This is a genomic window from Microbacterium sp. SA39, assembly GCF_000967865.1.
Classification (GTDB): Bacteria; Actinomycetota; Actinomycetes; order Actinomycetales; family Microbacteriaceae; genus Microbacterium.
Map to the genome: position 1 here is coordinate 28,922 of NZ_JXRU01000023.1, position 18,545 is coordinate 47,466.

The 18,545-nt window shown below is 67.4% G+C and carries 19 protein-coding genes; 10 read left to right on the plus strand and 9 right to left on the minus strand.

Features of this window, described 5'->3' with window-relative positions; genetic code table 11:
* The first annotated feature begins 58 nt into the window (after positions 1-58).
* Complete coding sequence (locus tag RS85_RS02075; RefSeq protein ID WP_046011766.1) at positions 59-1,789, plus strand: cation:proton antiporter; 1,731 nt, start codon at positions 59-61, stop codon at positions 1,787-1,789.
* A gap of 152 nt (positions 1,790-1,941) precedes the next feature.
* On the opposite strand, the gene RS85_RS02080 is transcribed toward RS85_RS02075, so the two are convergent.
* Positions 1,942-3,360 (minus strand): dicarboxylate/amino acid:cation symporter, encoded by a 1,419-nt coding sequence (locus RS85_RS02080; protein ID WP_200894773.1) that lies wholly within the window; start codon positions 3,358-3,360, stop codon positions 1,942-1,944.
* A 158-nt stretch (positions 3,361-3,518) separates the two neighbouring features.
* Positions 3,519-3,806 (minus strand): hypothetical protein, encoded by a 288-nt coding sequence (locus tag RS85_RS02085; RefSeq protein WP_152642307.1) that lies wholly within the window; start codon positions 3,804-3,806, stop codon positions 3,519-3,521.
* A 108-nt stretch (positions 3,807-3,914) separates the two neighbouring features.
* Between RS85_RS02085 and RS85_RS02090 the strand changes: the two genes are divergently transcribed.
* Positions 3,915-4,295: a YbjQ family protein gene (locus RS85_RS02090; protein ID WP_046011768.1), complete on the plus strand. Its 381-nt coding sequence runs from the start codon at positions 3,915-3,917 to the stop codon at positions 4,293-4,295.
* Positions 4,296-4,299: 4 nt separating this feature from the next.
* Here the strand turns inward: RS85_RS02090 and RS85_RS02095 are convergent, their stop codons facing one another.
* Genes RS85_RS02095 through RS85_RS02120 form a run of 6 tightly spaced genes read right to left on the minus strand, consistent with a single transcriptional unit; the run spans position 4,300 to position 7,297 of the window.
* A complete protein-coding gene (locus RS85_RS02095; protein WP_046011769.1) occupies positions 4,300-4,734 on the minus strand; it encodes a TA system VapC family ribonuclease toxin in 435 nt (144 codons plus the stop codon).
* Positions 4,731-5,006 carry a CopG family transcriptional regulator gene (locus tag RS85_RS02100; protein WP_235282302.1) on the minus strand — a complete coding sequence of 92 codons (276 nt, stop codon included), beginning with the start codon at positions 5,004-5,006 and terminating at the stop codon, positions 4,731-4,733. The genes RS85_RS02095 and RS85_RS02100 overlap by 4 nt, the downstream gene beginning before the upstream one ends.
* Before the next feature lie 17 nt (positions 5,007-5,023).
* Positions 5,024-5,260, minus strand: a complete 237-nt coding sequence (locus tag RS85_RS02105; protein WP_046011770.1) for a helix-turn-helix domain-containing protein — start codon at positions 5,258-5,260, stop codon at positions 5,024-5,026.
* Positions 5,257-6,030 carry a hypothetical protein gene (locus RS85_RS02110; protein ID WP_046011771.1) on the minus strand — a complete coding sequence of 258 codons (774 nt, stop codon included), beginning with the start codon at positions 6,028-6,030 and terminating at the stop codon, positions 5,257-5,259. Before RS85_RS02110 ends, RS85_RS02105 begins: the two co-directional genes overlap by 4 nt.
* The gene (locus RS85_RS02115) at positions 6,030-6,671 is read right to left on the minus strand and encodes a hypothetical protein (RefSeq protein WP_046011772.1); all 642 of its coding nucleotides are present in this window, start codon (positions 6,669-6,671) and stop codon (positions 6,030-6,032) included. The genes RS85_RS02110 and RS85_RS02115 overlap by 1 nt, the downstream gene beginning before the upstream one ends.
* Positions 6,671-7,297 (minus strand): hypothetical protein, encoded by a 627-nt coding sequence (locus RS85_RS02120; protein WP_046011773.1) that lies wholly within the window; start codon positions 7,295-7,297, stop codon positions 6,671-6,673. The genes RS85_RS02115 and RS85_RS02120 overlap by 1 nt, the downstream gene beginning before the upstream one ends.
* A 274-nt stretch (positions 7,298-7,571) precedes the next feature.
* On the opposite strand from RS85_RS02120, the gene RS85_RS02125 reads away from it, so the two are divergent.
* From RS85_RS02125 to RS85_RS19420, 8 genes are all read left to right on the plus strand, one after another.
* Positions 7,572-10,100, plus strand: coding sequence for an ATP-dependent Clp protease ATP-binding subunit (locus tag RS85_RS02125; protein WP_046011774.1), 2,529 nt, complete (start codon positions 7,572-7,574; stop codon positions 10,098-10,100).
* 59 nt (positions 10,101-10,159) lie between these two features.
* On the plus strand, positions 10,160-10,660 hold the full coding sequence (locus tag RS85_RS02130; protein ID WP_046011775.1) for an amino-acid N-acetyltransferase: 501 nt from the start codon (positions 10,160-10,162) through the stop codon (positions 10,658-10,660).
* Between the two features lie 161 nt (positions 10,661-10,821).
* Positions 10,822-13,812 carry a DUF5107 domain-containing protein gene (locus tag RS85_RS02135; protein WP_052703287.1) on the plus strand — a complete coding sequence of 997 codons (2,991 nt, stop codon included), beginning with the start codon at positions 10,822-10,824 and terminating at the stop codon, positions 13,810-13,812.
* Position 13,813: 1 nt separating this feature from the next.
* Positions 13,814-14,749, plus strand: a complete 936-nt coding sequence (locus RS85_RS02140) for an aldose 1-epimerase family protein (RefSeq protein ID WP_046011776.1) — start codon at positions 13,814-13,816, stop codon at positions 14,747-14,749.
* A 286-nt stretch (positions 14,750-15,035) separates the two neighbouring features.
* Entirely contained in the window at positions 15,036-15,713 is a 678-nt protein-coding gene (locus RS85_RS02145; protein ID WP_046011804.1) for an NYN domain-containing protein, read from the plus strand.
* A 150-nt stretch (positions 15,714-15,863) separates the two neighbouring features.
* Positions 15,864-16,040 (plus strand): hypothetical protein, encoded by a 177-nt coding sequence (locus tag RS85_RS19655; RefSeq protein WP_160298604.1) that lies wholly within the window; start codon positions 15,864-15,866, stop codon positions 16,038-16,040.
* Positions 16,037-17,101, plus strand: coding sequence for an LPO_1073/Vpar_1526 family protein (locus RS85_RS02150; protein WP_046011777.1), 1,065 nt, complete (start codon positions 16,037-16,039; stop codon positions 17,099-17,101). Before RS85_RS19655 ends, RS85_RS02150 begins: the two co-directional genes overlap by 4 nt.
* 9 nt (positions 17,102-17,110) lie before the next feature.
* On the plus strand, positions 17,111-17,383 hold the full coding sequence (locus tag RS85_RS19420; protein ID WP_152642309.1) for a SidA/IucD/PvdA family monooxygenase: 273 nt from the start codon (positions 17,111-17,113) through the stop codon (positions 17,381-17,383).
* Between the two features lie 79 nt (positions 17,384-17,462).
* On the opposite strand, the gene RS85_RS02155 is transcribed toward RS85_RS19420, so the two are convergent.
* Complete coding sequence (locus RS85_RS02155; protein WP_046011778.1) at positions 17,463-18,353, minus strand: AraC family transcriptional regulator; 891 nt, start codon at positions 18,351-18,353, stop codon at positions 17,463-17,465.
* Between the last annotated feature and the right edge of the window lie 192 nt (positions 18,354-18,545).

The following is an 18,545-nucleotide window of genomic DNA, read 5'->3' on the forward strand; positions in this document are numbered from 1 at the left end:
CGGCGGGGCTGCCCGGACATTCCCGCGGGCTCCCGCGTCCGCCCGCTAGCGTGGGCGCATGGATGCCCAGATCTTCTACGTGCTCGTCGGGGCGGTCGCTGTCGCAGCCGTCGCGCGCTGGAGGGGGTGGCCCGCACCGCTCCTCGTGACGATCGTCGCGCTCGCCGTGTCGTTCCTGCCCTTCGTGCCCGAGCTCGACATCGACGGTCACCTGCTGCTGAACCTCGTGCTGCCGCCGCTGCTCTACTCGGCGGCGCTGGACGTCTCGTTCGTCGGGTTCAAGCGCAGTCTGCCGCAGATCCGTCGGCTCGGCGTCACCCTCGTGCTCCTCACCGCGCTGGCCGTCGGGTTCGTCGCCTGGTGGATCTTCCCCGCGCTCACGCTGCCGGGCGCCCTGCTGCTCGGTGCGATCGTCGCCCCGCCGGATGCCGTGTCGGCCGCAGCCATCGGCCGCAAGCTCGGACTCCCGCGGCGCATCATGACGGTGCTCTCGGGGGAGAGTCTCATCAACGACGCGACCTCGCTGACGCTCTACCGGGTGTTCGCCGCCATCCTCGCCGGGGCGACGCTCACGGTGCGGGACGGCGTCTGGCAGTTCCTGCTGGCCGTCGTCGTCGGCGTCGTGATCGGTCTCGTCTTCGGCATCGTGCTGCACCAGTTGCGCATGCGGATCAGCGACCCGGTGGTGATCGGCACCGTCGGGCTGCTCGCCCCGTTCGGCGCCTACGCGATCGCCGAACACCTGCTCGGGTCGGGTGTGCTGGCCGTCGTGGCGATGGGACTCTACGTCGGCTTCAACGCGCCGCGCACCGACTACACGACGCGGCAGCAGGAGAAGCCGCTCTGGCTCTCCGCCGACCTGCTGCTGGAGAGCTTCGTCTTCGCCTACATCGGGCTGCAGTTCCCGCGTGTGCTCAACGACCTCGGCAGCGAGTCGGTCGGGCACATCATGCTGCTCTCGGCGGCCGTGCTGCTGGTCGTGCTGATCGTGCGACCGCTGTACATCTACCCCGTGAGCGCCTGGTCGAACTTCCAGGACCGGAAGAGGCTCGCCCGCATGGATCGAGGGATCGCGTCGGGCGACTTCGACAAGCGCAAGGATCAGTCCCAGCGCTGGGGGCAGTACAGCTCGGAGGAGCTGCGGTCGCAGATCGTCCGCGAGCGGATGGCGGGTCTCCAGCTCACCTGGAGGGACAACGCCGTCATCTCCTGGGCCGGGATGCGCGGAGTGGTGACGCTCGCGACCGCGCTCGCGGCATCCGATCTGGCGGCGCTCGACGACGAGGCCTCGCACGCCATCGTGGTGGTCGCATTCATCGTGACCGTCGCGACCCTGCTGCTGCAGGGGCTCACGCTGCCGATGCTCATCCGCGGTCTCGGGATCGCGAGCGAGGTCGACGAGGCGGAGGACGAGAAGGCGCTCGCCGCAGTGAAGGAGAAGAGTCGAGCGGCGGGCACGGCGTTCCTCGCCGAGAAGCGGCTCGAGTGGGAGGCGAAGTACGGCCCGGTCGACGTGGGCGTCTTCGACGCGTTCACGAAGCGGATGACCCGGGTCGAGCAGGACACCGATGAGGCGCAGCAGGTGGAGGATGCCGCGAGCCGACCATCATTCGACGACCTGGTCGCCCTCTCTCGGGGCTGGCTGCAGGTTCGGCGTGAGATCCTCCTCGCGGAGCGCGACGCCGGCAACCTCGACGAGGAGGTCATGCGCGAGCTGCTCACCGCGATGGATGCCGAGGAGCTCGCGCTCGACACCCGCGGCGCCGCGCGCCAGCAGGGTCGCGCGTAGCCTCGCCCAGTCGGTGCGTTTCGTCTCGCTGGCGCTCGCTCAACGAACGGGGCATCGGTCGTTGAGCGAGGAGCGCAGCGACGAGACGAAACGCCCCGGGAACGCGAAAGCGCCTCGCCCCAAGATGGGACGAGGCGCTTCGGGAAGCCGCGTCAGCGGGTGCTGACGGGCTCCTGGACGGCATCCGACTCCGGCGCGTCAGAATCGTCGCTGTCGTCGGCGAAGGGCAGGCCCTCACGCGGTGCGTTGTAGAGCTCCTCGTCGAGGATGCCCTCGCGCTTCGCGACGATCGTCGGCACGAGCGCCTGGCCCGCGACGTTGACCGCGGTGCGGCCCATGTCGAGGATCGGGTCGATCGCGAGCAGCAGGCCGACGCCCTCGAGCGGCAGGCCCAGGGTCGACAGGGTGAGGGTCAGCATGACGGTCGCGCCGGTGGTGCCGGCGGTCGCCGCAGAGCCGACGACCGAGACGACCACGATGAGCAGGTACTGCACGATGTTCAGCTCGATGCCGAAGAACTGCGCGACGAAGATCGCGGCGATGGCCGGGTAGATCGCGGCGCAGCCGTCCATCTTCGTGGTCGCGCCGAACGGCACGGCGAAGGAGGCGTAGGAGCGGGGCACGCCGAGGTTGCGCTCGGTGACCCGCTCGGTCAGCGGCAGGGTGCCGATCGAGGAGCGGCTGACGAAGGCCAGCTGCACTGCGGGCCACACGCCCGAGAAATACTGCTTGATCGACAGGCCGTGCGTCTTCACCAGGATCGGGTAGACGACGAAGATCACGAGGGCGAGGCCGATGTAGACCGCGGCGGCGAACCAGGCGAGAGAGGCGAGCTTCTCCCAGCCGTACTCGACCACGGCGGCGCCGATCAGGCCGAAGGTGCCGAGCGGGGCGATGCGGATGATCCACCACAGCACGCGCTGGATGACCTTGAGCAGCGACTCGGTGAACGCGAGGAACGGCTCGGCCTTCTTGCCGGCCTTGAGGGCGGCGATGCCCACGGCCACGGCGATGACGATCACCTGGAGGATGTTGAAGTTGACACTCGACGAGAAGGTGCCTTCTGCAGCGCCCGGATTCGTGCTGACGCTCAGCCCGAGGAAGTTCTGCGGGATGAGTCCGAGCAGGAAGTTCCACCAGGTGCCGACCGTGTACGGATCGCCCGGCTCGAGGCCGTCGCCGGCCTTCGAACCCGGCTGGATGATGAGGCCGAGCGCGATGCCGATGCTCACGGCGATGAACGCGGTGATCGCGAACCACAGCAGCGTCTGGCCGGCGAGGCGCGCGGCGTTCTGCACGCGGCGCAGGTTCGAGATGCTCGCGACGATGGCCGTGAAGATCAGCGGCACGACGGCGGCGCGGAGCAGCGTCACGTACGAGCTGCCGATCGTGTCGAGAGTCGCGGAGAGACCGTTCGGGCTGTCGGCGGTGGCGCCGAGGTTGCGTGCGATCAGGCCGGCGGAGACGCCGAGGACGAGGGCCGCGAGGATCTGGAAGCCGAAGGACGTCAGCAGCTTCCGGACCGGACCGCGGGTGTCAGGCGCCTTCTGGGCGCGTGCGGTGGTGCTCATGTGGGGTGGAACTCCAGGGAGAAATCGCGGCGTGCCGAGTGCACGCCATAACGCCCAACGCTAGGAGCGCCTGTTCATTCCCGGGGCCGATATGACGAAGGATGACGGATGCTGTGCGCATCCGTCATCCTTCGTTCGCTGCGACCTGCCGGCGAGGGTCAGGCGATGCACTCCTGCACGTTGTCCTCGCCGTTCGCGAGGAACGTGAGGGTCTCGTTGCTCAGCTCGGAGTCGACGAGGTAGTCCGCGAGGCACTCGGCGGCGTCGGCGTCGATCTGGTCGCCCATGCCCTGCGTCTCGAAGAACTCCGTGAGGCCCTTCGCGACGTCGGCTTCCGACGGACGGCTGGGGCCGCCGCATGCGGCGAGGGAGAAGGCAAGGGCGGCGATGGGCAGCGCCATGAGAAGGCGGGCGGGGGTGCGCAGGTTCCGGTCGTTGATCGTCATGCTGATCACGCTAGCGGTGTATCGGAATATCGGCGGAGGGGTTGCATGGGGAGAGATGCCCACGGTTCGCCACTCCCGCGCACGCCCTGGCTCTGCCACGATGTCCTCATGTTCATCGTGACCACGAACGACGTCCCCGGCTACCGCATCACGCAGGTGCTCGGCGAGGTCATGGGCCTGACCGTGCGGTCGACCGACTTCGGGCAGAGCTTCACCGCCGGTTTCCGCTCGCTCGGCGGCGGCGAGATCCCCGAATACACGCAGGTCATGTACGAGAGCCGTCAGGTCGTCATGGGCCGGATGTGGGCCGAGGCGCAGCAGCGCGGCGCGAACGCGATCGTCGCGATGCGCTTCGACACCGGATCGATCGGCAACTTCAGCGAGGTCTGCGGCTACGGTACGGCCGTCGTCGTCGAGCCGCTCGGACAGCCCGCGCCACCGGCATCCGCCCCTCCGACGCCTCCGCACACTCCGCCGCCCGCGGTCTGAGGCGTCAGGCCTCCGAAGCCGGATCGAACCACTTCAGGTTCGGGAATCGCCCGAAGCCTCGGTCGCGGGTGGCGAGACGGGCGTTGTTCGCAAGGCAGAGCGCCGCGAGGTAGGCATCAGGCACGAGATTCCCGCGGATGCCGGCGTCGTCGGCGGAGAGAGCGTCGAGGCGATCCCACGCCGGTGCCCCCGCCGTCAGCCATTGCGTGCGCGGCGCCGCGAGCAGAATTCGCGTGAAGCCCATGGCCGCTTCGATGGGAGCGGGTGCGGTCGTGATGCGCGGGTGCGTCACGATACGCACGAAGCTGCTCAGGATCGTGTCGGAGACGCCGATGGGCTCGCGAGCGACCGCCTCGTTGAGCCAGGGTGCGTACGTCGAATGCTCTGCGGCATCAGCGCGGAACGCGTAGACGAGGATGCTGACGTCGGGGACGATCACCGGCTCGGGACCTCGTCCAGCGCTTCCCAGAGCGCATCACGGTCGTCGATGTCGACGAGGAAATGCGAGGTGCTCGGATCTCCGAAGGTCGGCAACGGCGCGGCGGGGGCCATCGCCTCACTCTTCGCGAGACGATCCCGAAGCGCCTCTTCGATGAAGCTGGTCAACGTGCGCCCTTCGGCGGCGGCGCGAATCTTCGCCTGGGCGGCCAGCGCTTCAGAGAGATTCAATGTCGTACGCACGCAGACAAGCATACGCTTCCAGGCAGACATCTGCCTCGAGACGAATGTCAGCGCGGAGCCAGCACCAGCAGCTCCCCGACTTCGCACCCGAGGGCATCGCAGATCGCCCGCAGAGTCGAGTAGCGGATCGCCCGCGCGCGGTCGTTCTTCAGCACCGACAAGTTCACGATGCTCACGCCGACCAGCCCGCTCAGCTCGGTCAGCGTCATCCCGCGTTCGGCGAGCAGCTCGTCGAGTCGGCAGTGGATGCCGGTGAACTCGTCGTCGTTCTCGGCCGGGCTCACACCAGGCCCTCCGTGTCCTTCTGAAGGCGCGCCGTCTCCTGCGCCAGATGCTCGCGCTCCTGCTGCAGGCGTGATCCCTCGCGGAAGACCGCAGCGAGAGCGGCGAGGCCCAAGGCGCCGACGAACGGAAGCGGCGTGACGGTCAACTGGAAGCCCCGGGGGTACCACTCGCTACTGAGCTCGAAGACCTCGCGCAGAGCGGCCGTCGCCGCGATCGAGCCCAGGAGATCGGATGCGACTCCGAGGACCAGCACGGCGATCGCGCCGCCCGTGAGGGCGCGAGTCACGATGCGCGAGAACGTCGCTCCGCGCAGCGTCTGGAAGCAGATGATCGCCAGAATCAATGCGGGCATGGTCGTCAGCGCCACCGTTGACAGCTGCGCCGCAGCGGCGAGAAGCCGCAGGCCGAGCGACGCGTTGCCGACGGTGAAGTCGGCGAGCGCATTTCCGCCACAGGTCAGCATCGTTCCTGCACTGTCACCGAACTCTGAACACGGGAGGCCCGTGGGCCAGTCCACCCGGACATCGGTCGCGCCATGGAACTCCGCGAAGTCCACGCTGAACGCCTTGATGATGATGATGACCGCTCCGACTCCCGACAGCATCACCCACCAACCGGAGATCGCGAGCGCGGCGTCGAGCGCGATCGTCCTGCTCCCCTTCTTCCTGCCGCGCCAGACCACGATGCCGACGACGGCCGCGATGGCGGCCAGCACGAGGCCGATGTTGAGGAGCGAGGGCCAGACCTCCTCCGAGCCGAAGCTGAGCATCAGACGAGCCCTTCCGTTTCCTTCTCGAGTGCCGCTTTCTCCTGCCGGAGGCGGATGCCGCGGCGGAACGCGACCGCGATCAGCCCCACGGCGACGCCAGCGGCGAAGATCGGCGTGACCGTCCAGAACTCGATCGGATGCACCGGCTCGACGATGCCGATTCCCAGGGCAGCGGTGACGCCATTGCGCCCCATCTTCTCCAGGATCACGATGACCATAGGCGCGGCCACCAGGGTCCAGCCGATCGCATCGAAGGCGCGTGCGTTACCGGGGACGAAGATCCGGCCGCGGAGGAGGTTGAACGCGACGAGTGCAACCGAGCCGATCACGACGAGTGCCGCCAGCGCCCACAGCGCGATGCCGCCGATGATCGCGGCGATCGACACCGGATCCACACCGGTCGCGAACACCATCGCCTGCTGGGCGATGCCCTCGACCGTCACCGCGCCGGAACCGGTCGTCGCGGAGATCGGCTGTTCGTCGATGGGGATCGACCAGGCGATTCCGGCATCGCGGAACGTGCTTGCTAAACGGAGCGCTGTGGAGATCCCCACGATGACGAGCGCAGCGGCGCTGAAGAGGATGACGGTGATGGCATCCGCCGTCTCGGAGCGGGTGGGGGCAGCAGTGGTGGCAGCCATCAGACGAGTCCTTCCGTGTCGCGCTGCATGCGCTGTCCGATCTCGAATGCCCCCGCGATCACGGCCAGGGCGAAGCCCCATCCGAGTGGGGCGAGGTCGATGCTCATCTCGAAGCCTGCGAGACCCACCGCCTCGAGGCCCAGTTCGTCCGTGATCTCGAAGTGGGCGTTCGCACGCACCGCCTGGCTCATGAGGCCGCCGAACATCACGATGAGGGACGCCGTCGCGATTCCCCAGGTCGCCGCCTTCGTGAACGGGCGCCCGGTGAAGAGCCGTACGCACAGCCACGCGACCACGACGCAGAGGCTGATCACGCCGATCACCCCGAGCAGGTCCGCGAGGGCGAGCAGGACTCGTGGCGACGTCGAGAGCCCTTCGACGCTCAGCGTGACGCTGTCGAACGTGGCGTCGATCACGGAGGGCGCGTCGGAGATGCGCTCAGCGGAAGGGTCGGCCAGGGCCATCCCGCGAACCGTCACGGCATCAGCGGTCATCGTGGTCACCGAGCGCGCGATCATCCCGATGACGTCGATGAGCGCGATCGCCGCGGCCGCTCCGGCGATGAACCCCAGAATGGTCTTCTCCACGAGGCTCGCCGCCCGCGCCGCCCGTTGCGTCTCCGTCATGACTTCCCCCTGACATATCGATAGTCGTTATTAGCGATAAACGTTAACATAACGACTGTCGATATCCCCGTCAACCCCGCGCTGGCTCCCGTCGCAGAAACGGCGAGTGTTCCGCCGCTGCACCCGCCGAAAGTGCCACGGGAGCGGATGCCGCGCTGTCACGCCCAGGGCGAACACGGGCATACCTCGCCCGAGCGGTGGTTACTCTCGATGTACAAGCGCAGAACGCCCTGACGGCGCAGCGCTTCGCCCCAGTGCGAAAAGGAGTAGCAGCATGTTCGAGAGATTCACGGACCGAGCCCGTCGAGTGGTCGTCCTCGCCCAAGAAGAGGCGAAGATGCTCAACCACAACTACATCGGCACCGAGCACATCCTGCTCGGCCTCATCCACGAGGGTGAGGGTGTCGCAGCCAAGGCGCTGGAGTCGCTCGGCATCTCCCTCGACGCCGTGCGCGAGCAGGTGCAGGACATCATCGGCCAGGGCCAGCAGCAGCCGACCGGTCACATCCCCTTCACCCCGCGCGCCAAGAAGGTGCTCGAGCTGAGCCTCCGCGAGGCCCTGCAGCTCGGCCACAACTACATCGGCACCGAGCACATCCTGCTCGGCCTCATCCGCGAGGGCGAGGGCGTCGCTGCTCAGGTGCTGGTCAAGCTCGGCGCAGACCTCAACAAGGTCCGCCAGCAGGTCATCCAGCTGCTGTCCGGCGCTCCGGGTCGTGAGCCGGCCGCCGTCGGCGCCCAGAGCAACGACACCCCGAGCGCCCAGGGCGGCTCGCAGGTGCTCGACCAGTTCGGCCGCAACCTGACGCAGGCCGCGCGCGACAACAAGCTCGACCCGGTCATCGGCCGCGAGAAGGAGGCGGAGCGGGTCATGCAGATCCTCTCGCGCCGTTCCAAGAACAACCCCGTCCTGATCGGCGAGCCCGGCGTCGGCAAGACCGCCGTCGTCGAGGGCCTTGCCCAGGCGATCGTCAAGGGCGATGTTCCCGAGACGCTGAAGGACAAGCAGCTCTACTCGCTCGACCTCGGCTCTCTCATCGCCGGTTCCCGCTACCGCGGTGACTTCGAGGAGCGCCTGAAGAAGGTCACCAAGGAGATCCGCACGCGCGGCGACATCATCGTCTTCATCGACGAGATCCACACCCTCGTGGGTGCAGGTGCCGCCGAGGGCGCGATCGACGCCGCCAGCATCCTGAAGCCGCTCCTCGCACGAGGTGAGCTCCAGACGATCGGTGCGACCACGCTCGACGAGTACCGCAAGCACTTCGAGAAGGATGCCGCGCTCGAGCGCCGCTTCCAGCCGGTGCAGGTGAACGAGCCGACGCTGCCGCACACGATCAACATCCTCAAGGGTCTCCGCGACCGCTACGAGGCGCACCACAAGGTGCAGATCACGGACGGTGCGATCGTGGCAGCCGCGAACCTCGCCGACCGCTACGTCTCAGACCGCTTCCTCCCGGACAAGGCCATCGACCTGATCGATGAGGCCGGCGCCCGCCTGCGCCTCAGCATCCTGTCGAGCCCGCCCGAGCTGCGCGAATTCGACGAGAAGATCGCCAAGGTCCGCGAGCAGAAGGAAGTCGCCTCCGAGGAGCAGGACTTCGAGCGCGCGGCATCCCTCCGCGACGAGGAGAAGAGCCTTCTCGCCGAGCGTCTGCGCCTCGAGAAGCAGTGGCGTTCGGGTGACGTCGCGACCTCCGCGGTCGTCGACGAGGGCCTGATCGCCGAGGTTCTCGCGCAGGCCACCGGCATCCCGGTGTTCAAGCTCACGGAGGAGGAGTCCTCGCGTCTCGTCTTCATGGAGAAGGCCCTGCACCAGCGCGTCATCGGTCAGGAAGAGGCGATCGCCGCCCTTTCCAAGACGATCCGTCGCCAGCGCGCCGGACTCAAGGACCCGAAGCGTCCCTCGGGCTCGTTCATCTTCGCCGGCCCCACGGGCGTCGGAAAGACCGAGCTCGCCAAGGCGCTCGCGGAGTTCCTCTTCGACGACGAGGCCGCACTGATCGCGCTCGACATGAGCGAGTTCGGTGAGAAGCACACGGTCTCGCGTCTGTTCGGCGCCCCTCCCGGATTCGTCGGATTCGAAGAGGGCGGGCAGCTCACCGAGAAGGTGCGCCGCAAGCCGTTCAGCGTGGTGCTCTTCGACGAGATCGAGAAGGCCCACCCGGACATCTTCAACTCGCTCCTGCAGATCCTGGAAGAGGGTCGTCTGACCGACGGCCAGGGTCGCGTGATCGACTTCAAGAACACCGTGATCATCATGACCACCAACCTCGGTGCGCGTGACATCGCGGGTGGTCCGGTCGGATTCCAGATCGAGGGCAGCAACGCCACGACCTACGAGCGGATGAAGGGCAAGGTCAACGAAGAGCTCAAGCGCAACTTCAAGCCCGAGTTCCTCAACCGTGTCGACGACATCATCGTGTTCCCGCAGCTGTCGAAGCCGGAGCTGGTGCAGATCGTGGATCTGTTCACCAAGCGCCTCGGCGACCGTCTGCTGGACCGCGACATGACGATCGAGCTGTCGCAGGCCGCGAAGGAGCGTCTCATCGAGATCGGCTTCGACCCGGCTCTCGGCGCCCGCCCGCTGCGCCGCGCGATGCAGCACGAGATCGAGGACCGCCTGTCGGAGAAGATCCTGCACGGCGAGCTCAACTCGGGCGATCACGTGAAGGTCGACGCGAAGGACGCGGAATTCCTGTTCGAGCACGGCCCCCGTGGCGAGAAGGTCGCGGTCGGCGTCAACACCGCCGGCGCCGGCATCACGGGCACCCCCGACCTGGCGGTCGCCAGCGGGGAGTGATTCATCAGAAGGGGCGGATGCTGCGGCATCCGCCCCTTCTGCATGTCTAGGCTGGGGATGTGAGCGAGTACATCGTCCGACCGGCGCGCAGCGCCGACGTCGTCGGCATCCGGAACCTGCTGCAGCCGCTCGTCGAACAGCGCATCCTGCTGGGCAAGGATCTCGCGGTGCTCTACGGCTCGGTGCAGGAGTTCATCGTCGCGGAAGCCGACGGCGAACTCATCGGCTGCGGTGCGCTGCACGTGATCTGGGAGGATCTCGGCGAGGTCCGCACGCTTCTCGTGCGGGACGACTGGCTGCACCACGGCGTCGGGCGCGGCATCGTCGACCGGCTCGAGGAGGCAGCCAAAGCCCTCGGTCTGACGCGGCTGTTCTGCCTGACCTTCGAGGTCGAGTTCTTCGGCCGACGCGGATACACCCCGATCGGCGAGCAGGTCGTCGACCCCGACGTGTACTCCCAGCTGCTGCGCAGCGGTGACGCGGGTGTCGAGGAGTTCCTCGACCTCGCGCACGTGAAGCCCAACACGCTCGGCAACACGCGCATGCTCAAGGTGCTCTGACCTCGCGAGGGCTCGTCGGGCGATCCATCGTTTCGTCCATGTTCTTCCCCGATCCCGCCATGGGGCGCGGCGCGCGTCGCCGATAGCTTCGTCGCAGGACCCCGCGTCCTGTCATCGACCGCAGTTCGTCGACGGCTCGCACCTGCACGGAGGATCAACGGATGAACGACGATGTCATCGACGTCGGATCGACCATGAGCGGTCATCAAGAGAGCACGCGGAGCGATCACCGCATAGTCCTGCCGGAGGCGACAGGAGAGCTTCGCGCCGCGCTCGACCGCGACGAGGCGATCGCCTGGAGCGAGCCGCTGAGCATCCTGACCTACGACGCCGCCGAGCCCAGCATCCACCCGATGTATCTCGACAAGCGGGTCTATCAGGGCTCGAGCGGCAAGGTGTACCCGATCCCGTTCACCGAGCACATCGCTGATGACGGCGTGATCCGCGAGTGGCAGGCGATCCACGTCGAGAACGAGTACGTGCGTCTCGTGATCCTTCCCGAGCTCGGCGGGCGCATCCACGTCGGCTACGACAAGACGACCGGCTACGACTTCTTCTACCGCAACAACGTGATCAAGCCGGCGCTCGTCGGGCTCGCCGGCCCCTGGATCAGCGGTGGCGTCGAGTTCAACTGGCCGCAGCATCACCGCCCGGGCACCTACCTGCCGGTCGAGACGACGATCGAGCACGACGACGACGGCGCCGTCACGGTGTGGTGCCACGACCACGACCCGTTCACGCGGATGTCGGCGCAGCACGGCATCCGTCTTCGCGCGGGGAGTTCGGTCGTCGAGCTCGTCGTGCGGCTCCACAACCGCACGAGCGAGCGGCAGTCGTTCCTGTGGTGGGCGAACGTCGCTGCCCGCGTGCACGACGACTATCAGTCGTTCTTCCCGCAGGACGTTCGGTTCGTCGCCGACCATGCGCGCCGGGCGCTGACCGCCTTCCCCGAGGCCGACCGCCCGTACTACGGCGTCGACTACCCGGCTCTCGCCGCCGAGCGCGAGGGCGCCGACCGCATCGACTTCTACCGGAACATCCCCGTGCCGACGTCGTACATGATCGTCGACTCGCAGCAGGACTTCTTCGGCGGCTACGACCACGCGGCGGGCGCGGGATTCGTGCACTGGGCGGAGCGGCGCCTGGCCCCCGGCAAGAAGCAGTGGACCTGGGGCGACGCGCCGTTCGGCCACGCCTGGGACTCCCAGCTCACCGACGCCGACGGCCCGTACGTCGAGCTCATGGCAGGCGTGTACACCGACAACCAGCCCGACTTCGCGTGGCTGCTGCCCGGTGAGACGAAGGTCTTCAGCCAGTACTGGTACCCGATCCCCGCGATCGGGGCGGCGCATCAGGCGACGACGGATGCCGCCGTGCACGTCGAGCGTGGGGAGCGGGTGACGGCGAGCTTCGCGGTCACGAGCCGCCGCGCCGGCGCGACGCTGCGGATAATGGAGCACGGTGTCGTCGTCGCCAGCCTGACGGCCGACCTCGTCCCCGGCGTGCCCGTCTCCCTCGAAGCGGACGTCGCCTCCTCCGACGGGATCGTCGCAGAGCTCGTCGACGCCGACGGCGGTCTGCTCGTGCGCTGGATGCCGACGGATGCCGCAGACGGCGAGCCCTGGGTGGCCGACGAGCCGCCACTGCCCGAAGACATCGACAGCGTCGAGGAGCTCTACCTCACCGGTCTTCACCTTCATCAGAACCGGCATCCCACCCGGTCGCCGCTACCCTACTGGCGGGCGGCGATCGAGCGCGACGCGGGTGATGCGCGCACGAACCTGGCACTCGCGGATCGGGCATATCGTGCCGGCCGCTTCGAGGGCGCGCTCGCACACGCGCAGACCGCGATCGAGCGCCTGACGCGCCGTAACGCGAACCCGACCGACACGGAGGCGTATTACCTCGCGGGGCTCGTGCTCGCCCGTCTCGGCCGGGAGACCGAAGCGCAGCGGATGTTCGGGAAGGCCGGATGGGACGGGACGTGGGCCGCGGCATCCGGTGTCGAACTCGTCCGGTCGTTGCTGCGGACGGGCCAGCACCGCGCGGCCCTGCGGGTGCTGGACACGCTCGACGGCATCGTCGGTCACGACACTCGTCGGATCGCACTCCGCGTTCTCGCTCTGCGCGGTCGCGGCGAGATCGCTCTCGGCACGGCCATCGCTCAGCGTGCCCTCGGGGCCGACCCGCTCGATGCGACGCTCCGCGTGCTCGCCGGACGTGACCTGGGATCGGATGCCGGGCTGCTGCTCGACGTGGCTCTGGACCTTCGGCTTGCGGGAGCGGTCGACGATGCACTGCGCCTGATCGAGGCGGCCAACGCCGCCCCGATCCGCGCGGCCGGGAATGTGCGCCCGATCGCGGCCTACCTGGCTGCGGAGATCCATGCGGCGCGTGGTGAGCACGAGGCCGCGGCTCGCGCACGGTCGCGCGCCAGAACGATGGATCAGCGCTGGGCGTTCCCGGCCGGCCTCGACGCGCTGCAGGCGCTCGAGTCTGCCGTCGCGGCCGAGCCCGACGACGGGGTCGCCCTGTCTCTCCTCGGCATGCTGCTCTTCTCGGTCGGCCGACGTCGGGAGGCGACCGAGGCGTGGAATCGCGCGATCGAGACCGGTCGGGAGGATGCCGTGCTGTTCCGCAATGCGGCGCTCGCGGCCTACAACGTCGAGCGCGACGAGCAGAAGGCCTGGAGTCTGTACGTCCGCGCTGTCGAGACCGCGCCGTCCGACGCGCGCGTGCGATATGAGCAGGATCAACTCGCCGCGCGGCTGGGCCAATCCGCTGCGGAACGTCTCGCCCGGCTGCGTCCCGCGGAAGACCTGGTCCTCACCCGCGACGACTTCGCGATCGAGTACGCGCGTCTCCTCGTCGCGGAGGGAGAGGCTGCGCGGGCGCGCAGCATCCTGCTCACCCGTCGGTTCCACCCCTGGGAAGGCGGAGAGGGGCAGGCGATCTCCACCTGGGATCTCACGCTCGAGGCTCTCGGCCTGCCGCTGACCGACCCGCCGGCCACGCTCGGCGAGGCGCGCGCGGCCTATGTCGCACCCGCCGCCGTTCGTGACGACGGGGTGACCGACTACTTCGCGACGAGCCTGCCGGAGCTGCTGCTGTTCGACCAGGCCGGAGAAGGGGATGACGGCGAGGAGGATTGACGTGTCGACGCCGCTGTCGGGAAAGCCGTTCGCGCTGCGATCCGGGTCCTTCGAGGCGCGGATCGCGAGCGTCGGTGCGTCCCTGCGGTCGCTGCGGTGGAACGGCGTCGACCTCATCGTGCCGTTCGGGGAGGACGAGATCCGGCCGTCGATGCGGGGCGCATTTCTCGCGCCCTGGCCGAACCGCATCGCCGGCGGGCGCTTTGAGTTCGCCGGCGCCGTGCACCAGCTCGTGCAGAACGAGCCGGATACCCGCACCGCGGCGCACGGCCTGATCGCGTGGATCGACTTCGCTGCGACGGCGGTGGCACCGGATAATCTCGTGCTCACCGCAGTGATCGCACCGCAGCCCGGCTACCCCTGGAGGGTGCGCGTCGACGCGGAGTTCCGTCTGAGCACGGCAGGTCTCTCGCAGGAGATCACCGCCACGAATGAGAGCGCGACGTCGGCTCCCGTCGGCCTCGGCGGGCATCCGTATCTGGTGGCGGAGTCCCCGCGGGCGCGGGGAATCGATGAGTTGGCGCTCGAGCTGGATGCCGAGCGGATTCTGCTCATCTCGGAGGATCGGATGCTGCCGATGCGCGAGGTCCACGTGGCTGACCCGCTCGCAGACGGGCGCGACTTCCGCGAGTCGAGGCGCATCGGCCGCACCGAGATCAACCACGCGTTCACGGGTCTCGACCGCCGCGATGGCCTGGCGCGCGCGCGACTCCTGGCTGATGACGGCACGGGCGTCGAGATCGAGTGGGACGAGCGCTGCCCCTGGGTGCAGGTCTACACGACCGACCACGGCGCCGGCGAGGAGTTCCGCAGCGGGGTGGCGATCGAGCCGATGACCTGTCCGCCTGACGCGTTCAACTCCCGCCGTGATCTGCTCGTCGTCCCGCCCGGCGGCTCAGTCAGCGCGGGCTGGGTGATCCGCCCGGTCCCCGCGTGAGCGTCGGCGAAAGCGTCCGGCCGGGAAGTATCGATATGCCGGTATCAACCAGGCCTTCGCCGCGAAGGAGGTGGATTTCGCCCTTGCAGCGTCTACGGCGAGCAGAGAAACCGAGGGTGGGATCCGCCTGGAGGCAGTCGTTGAGATGCAGCTTGGGAACGCCCATAGTGTTCTCAAATCCGGGCTACGCAAAGTTGACATAGTGGCCCGAATCCGGGTTAGGATGAGTTCATTGCTCCCCGCCGTCTCCGGATTGGCGGGGATTTTTTTACCTCGGGGGGCCGCGATGCTGCGTACATCAGTCGTCATCGACTATCAAAACGTTCATCTGACTGCGCACGACGTGTTCAATCCTGGCGGCAACCGGCATGACTCCCTGATACATCCGATGCAGTTCGCGAAGAGCGCGATCATTGAACGCAACGCTCGTCAGCGTGCTGGGTTTCCGCATGCGGTATGCGAACGCGTCACCGTGTTCCGCGGGTTGCACCACGTCGACCACGACTGGGAGCAGAACCGGCGCTGCAGGGATCAAGCAACCGAATGGACGAACGACGGCGTTCACGTCGAGCTTCGCGACCTGAAGTATCGTTTCCAGCGCGGCGCTGACGGACGGCCTGTGCTTGATATTAACGGCAAGAAGGTACCCGAGGGGCGTCCGGTGGAGAAGGGCATCGACGTGCTCTGCGCTCTCGCCTGCGTCCGCGAAGCAGCGCGACCCGACGTCGACTTGGTCATACTCGCATCGCGAGACACTGACCTAGTTCCTGCGCTCGATGAGGTCTACGACTTCCGAGGCGCCGACCCCGCTCGGTACGCTCGAATCGAGACCGTAGCGTGGTTCGACAGCGGTGCTGCGCGCAACTTTGGTAGCTTGCGACCCACAGCCCCTCGAAAGATCTGGAACACCAATCTTGGTCGCGCCGTGTTCGATGCTTCCTTGGACAGGAAGGACTACCGGTAGTCCTTGACCGTGTAGTCGACGCGTCGATCGCTCTTACACGGCCGTGCCGACGAGCGACGCGAGGGATCGGTGCTTTGATGCGCTCGTATGTCGAGGTCTCTAGCTATCGTCAGACCCAACGGCGAGGGGCGCCACGAAGAGGAGACAGTGATGGAGTGGTTCCTGGATGGACTTGGAACGATGTTGATCGGACTGGTGCTCGGCGGCGCCGGGGGAAGCGTCGTCACCTGGCGCGTTATGTCCCGGAAGACCTCGCAGCACCAACGAGCGGGGAGCAATTCGACTCAGGTGCAGGCCGGGCGTGACTTCAAAGGCGACATCAGGTGACTTGGGGGCGGAAGCAGCGACAAGAAGCGGGTGACGGCGCGCAACAGTGGCAAGTCGCTGGCAACGTCATCGTCGGGATCAACGAGGAGCGCGCGCGAGAGATCGCGGAGGTTACGGCTAAGCAGGTCATCGCTGAGCATGCAGGTGTAGCGCTCGCGATCGTTCAGGAGCGGATCGATGAGTTCGATCGCCGCGTGATCTCAAGTCTCGAGGCTCGCGGCCACCTGGATGCGTTTGGGGATCCGGCATTCCAACGGGCCTATCGGAAAGCTCAGACCGGTGCGGCCTCATCTGACCGCGCGACCGACTACGACACGCTTGCAGCCCTTCTTTCCGACAGAGCTGAGTCCGTTGGCGACCGAGTGGCGGTCGGGGCGATCGAAAAGGCTATCGAGGTCGTCGATCTCGTCGATGACCTCGCACTCCGCGGCATGAGCCTTATGTACGCGATAAGGGAATGGCACCCCTTCTCGTATGACATCGATGAAGGGCTTGACGTAATCGATCGGATGATGGGAGTTCTCATCACGGGACCCCTGCCGCATGGCAGCGAGTGGGTTATGCATCTGGAGTCCCTCGGCTTGGTGCGCGCGACGACAGTAATGGAACTCAAGAAAATGCCACTCCTCCTGTCTGAGAAGTTGGTGGGGTACGTCGCACCGGGGGTTGAGAGCCGCGCTATGCCGGAGCAGGTCCACCCAGCGGTCCCTGGGGTGCGGTGGGAGCCCTTGACCGTCGAGCACGCCCTAAAGCCTGGCTATCGGCGCGTGCGCGCCTCGAACGAAGCCATGTTGAGCAGGGTCTTTGAACAGAACGGATTCCCTCAGCATTGGCGCGAGATCATCATGGCTGAAGCGAGAAGCTTGTTTGGACTTGGCACCATTGATCCTTCGCTCAGGGAACCTCTGCTCGCTGCCGCTCAGGAGCGGACGCACCTTGCACAGGCGATGATCTTCTGGGATTCAATCCCGCTCGGCGCTCACTTGACTCTGACGGGAGAGACTCTCGCTAAGGCGAATGCCTACCGGCTGGATACAGAGGGATACATCACACGTGAGTAGCCGTCACGACTGTGGTTCGTTCTTGAGCATTACCCGGAGACGAAGGTCTTCGGCTTCATCTCGGGCTACGGACTCGTTCTCGCGGACGACAGCCCGTACGCGAACCGCGTGTTCGATCCCAGCACGGTGGACGACTTCTACGTCGCTCCGGATGCCGTCCGAGACGAGATCCTGCGTCGGCACCGCATGATCGTGGACGGCGACGCATTACCCATCTTCGAGATCGGCACCAACGATTCCCCGCAGGCCTGGGCGTCGGCTTGCTCTCCAACATCGCCGTGAGGTCAGGCGAGATCGTGAACACATTGGTCGAGAGCACGAACTAAAGCCCGACGACGGGCCTCGACGACACTCCTGAGCCTCACCCCTTGTGGAGGGCCCGATACGCCGTGGGGTTGAGCCCGTGCAGTCGCCGGAAGTGCCGCGAGAAGTACAGCGGATCCGTGTACCCGACCGCCGCCGCGATCTCCCGCACCGAGAGCCCGGTGGTGTCGAGCAGGTTGCGGGCGTGCGACATGCGCAGCGAGGTGTGGAAGGCCGCGGGTCCGCTTCCGGTGGCCTGGCGGAACAGCGCGCTGAGATGCGACGGCGACATGCCCACGAGGGCGGCGAGTTCGCTGACCTGGATGTTGCCGTCGACCCGCGCCTCCAGGTAGCGCATCGCGCGTTCGAGCGCGGAGCCCTCACTCGGGAGGATGCTGTCGGCGGCGATCCGCGTGAGCAGATTCCAGGCGATGCCGGAGGCGATCAGCAGCTGCGGGGGAGAGAGCCTCCGCTCCAGCGTCGTGACGAGCTCGTCGAAGAGAGCGACGACGCGATCCAGGGAGCGCAGCCGCGTGACCGGGCTCTGCCGCCCGAGGGTCTGGGTGGTGAGCTCCGCGGCATCCGTCCCCCGCACGTGCAGCCACCAGATCGTCCACGGGTCCTCGTCCGATGCCTCGTAGACGTGCGGCGCCCCGGCGCCGATCGCGATCGCGGAGGAGGCGGTGAGCGGATGGACCTCGCCCGAGATCGTCACGGTGCCGCGCCCGGCGACGCACAGCAGCACCACGGTCTCGGCAGACCCGTGCGGACGGGCGCGGCGGTGGCCGCGCGCGCGGGGGAAGTACCCCGCATCGGTCACCAGCAGCCGGCGAGTTCCGGCGGCGCCGAGTGCGGTCTCGACCTGGGGACGCGGCAGCACGCACAGCCGCTGATGCTCGAACCCCTCCATGCGATAGTGAGGTTCCGCGGGGATCGGCGTCTCGTCCATGAGGCCTCGCAGGTGTATGACGGTGTGGGACGGCCGTGTTCGCAGGCCGGTCCCGTCAGGCTATCCGCTGAACGGCACCCGTGGTCGGCGAGACGTCCCGCCGGGAGAGGAGCGGCGCCGTAGGAAAGTCCATATGTTCCGTGAGATCGTCCTCAAGCCCTGCCGTGCGATCGATGTACGTTCGATCTGTTC

What these genes read in the sequence shown, in the direction of transcription:
- RS85_RS02110 (WP_046011771.1), bottom strand. Translation starts at nt 6,030, where the DNA reads ATGCTCAGCTTCGGCTCGGAGGAGGTCTGGCCCTCGCTCCTCAACATC.
- RS85_RS02090 (WP_046011768.1), top strand. Translation starts at nt 3,915, where the DNA reads ATGTTCATCGTGACCACGAACGACGTCCCCGGCTACCGCATCACGCAG.
- RS85_RS02075 (WP_046011766.1), top strand. Translation starts at nt 59, where the DNA reads ATGGATGCCCAGATCTTCTACGTGCTCGTCGGGGCGGTCGCTGTCGCA.
- RS85_RS02085 (WP_152642307.1), bottom strand. Translation starts at nt 3,806, where the DNA reads ATGACGATCAACGACCGGAACCTGCGCACCCCCGCCCGCCTTCTCATG.
- RS85_RS02120 (WP_046011773.1), bottom strand. Translation starts at nt 7,297, where the DNA reads ATGACGGAGACGCAACGGGCGGCGCGGGCGGCGAGCCTCGTGGAGAAG.
- RS85_RS02115 (WP_046011772.1), bottom strand. Translation starts at nt 6,671, where the DNA reads ATGGCTGCCACCACTGCTGCCCCCACCCGCTCCGAGACGGCGGATGCC.
- RS85_RS02125 (WP_046011774.1), top strand. Translation starts at nt 7,572, where the DNA reads ATGTTCGAGAGATTCACGGACCGAGCCCGTCGAGTGGTCGTCCTCGCC.
- RS85_RS19655 (WP_160298604.1), top strand. Translation starts at nt 15,864, where the DNA reads ATGGAGTGGTTCCTGGATGGACTTGGAACGATGTTGATCGGACTGGTG.
- RS85_RS02155 (WP_046011778.1), bottom strand. Translation starts at nt 18,353, where the DNA reads ATGGACGAGACGCCGATCCCCGCGGAACCTCACTATCGCATGGAGGGG.
- RS85_RS02080 (WP_200894773.1), bottom strand. Translation starts at nt 3,360, where the DNA reads ATGAGCACCACCGCACGCGCCCAGAAGGCGCCTGACACCCGCGGTCCG.
- RS85_RS02100 (WP_235282302.1), bottom strand. Translation starts at nt 5,006, where the DNA reads ATGTCTGCCTGGAAGCGTATGCTTGTCTGCGTGCGTACGACATTGAAT.
- RS85_RS02135 (WP_052703287.1), top strand. Translation starts at nt 10,822, where the DNA reads ATGAACGACGATGTCATCGACGTCGGATCGACCATGAGCGGTCATCAA.
- RS85_RS02145 (WP_046011804.1), top strand. Translation starts at nt 15,036, where the DNA reads ATGCTGCGTACATCAGTCGTCATCGACTATCAAAACGTTCATCTGACT.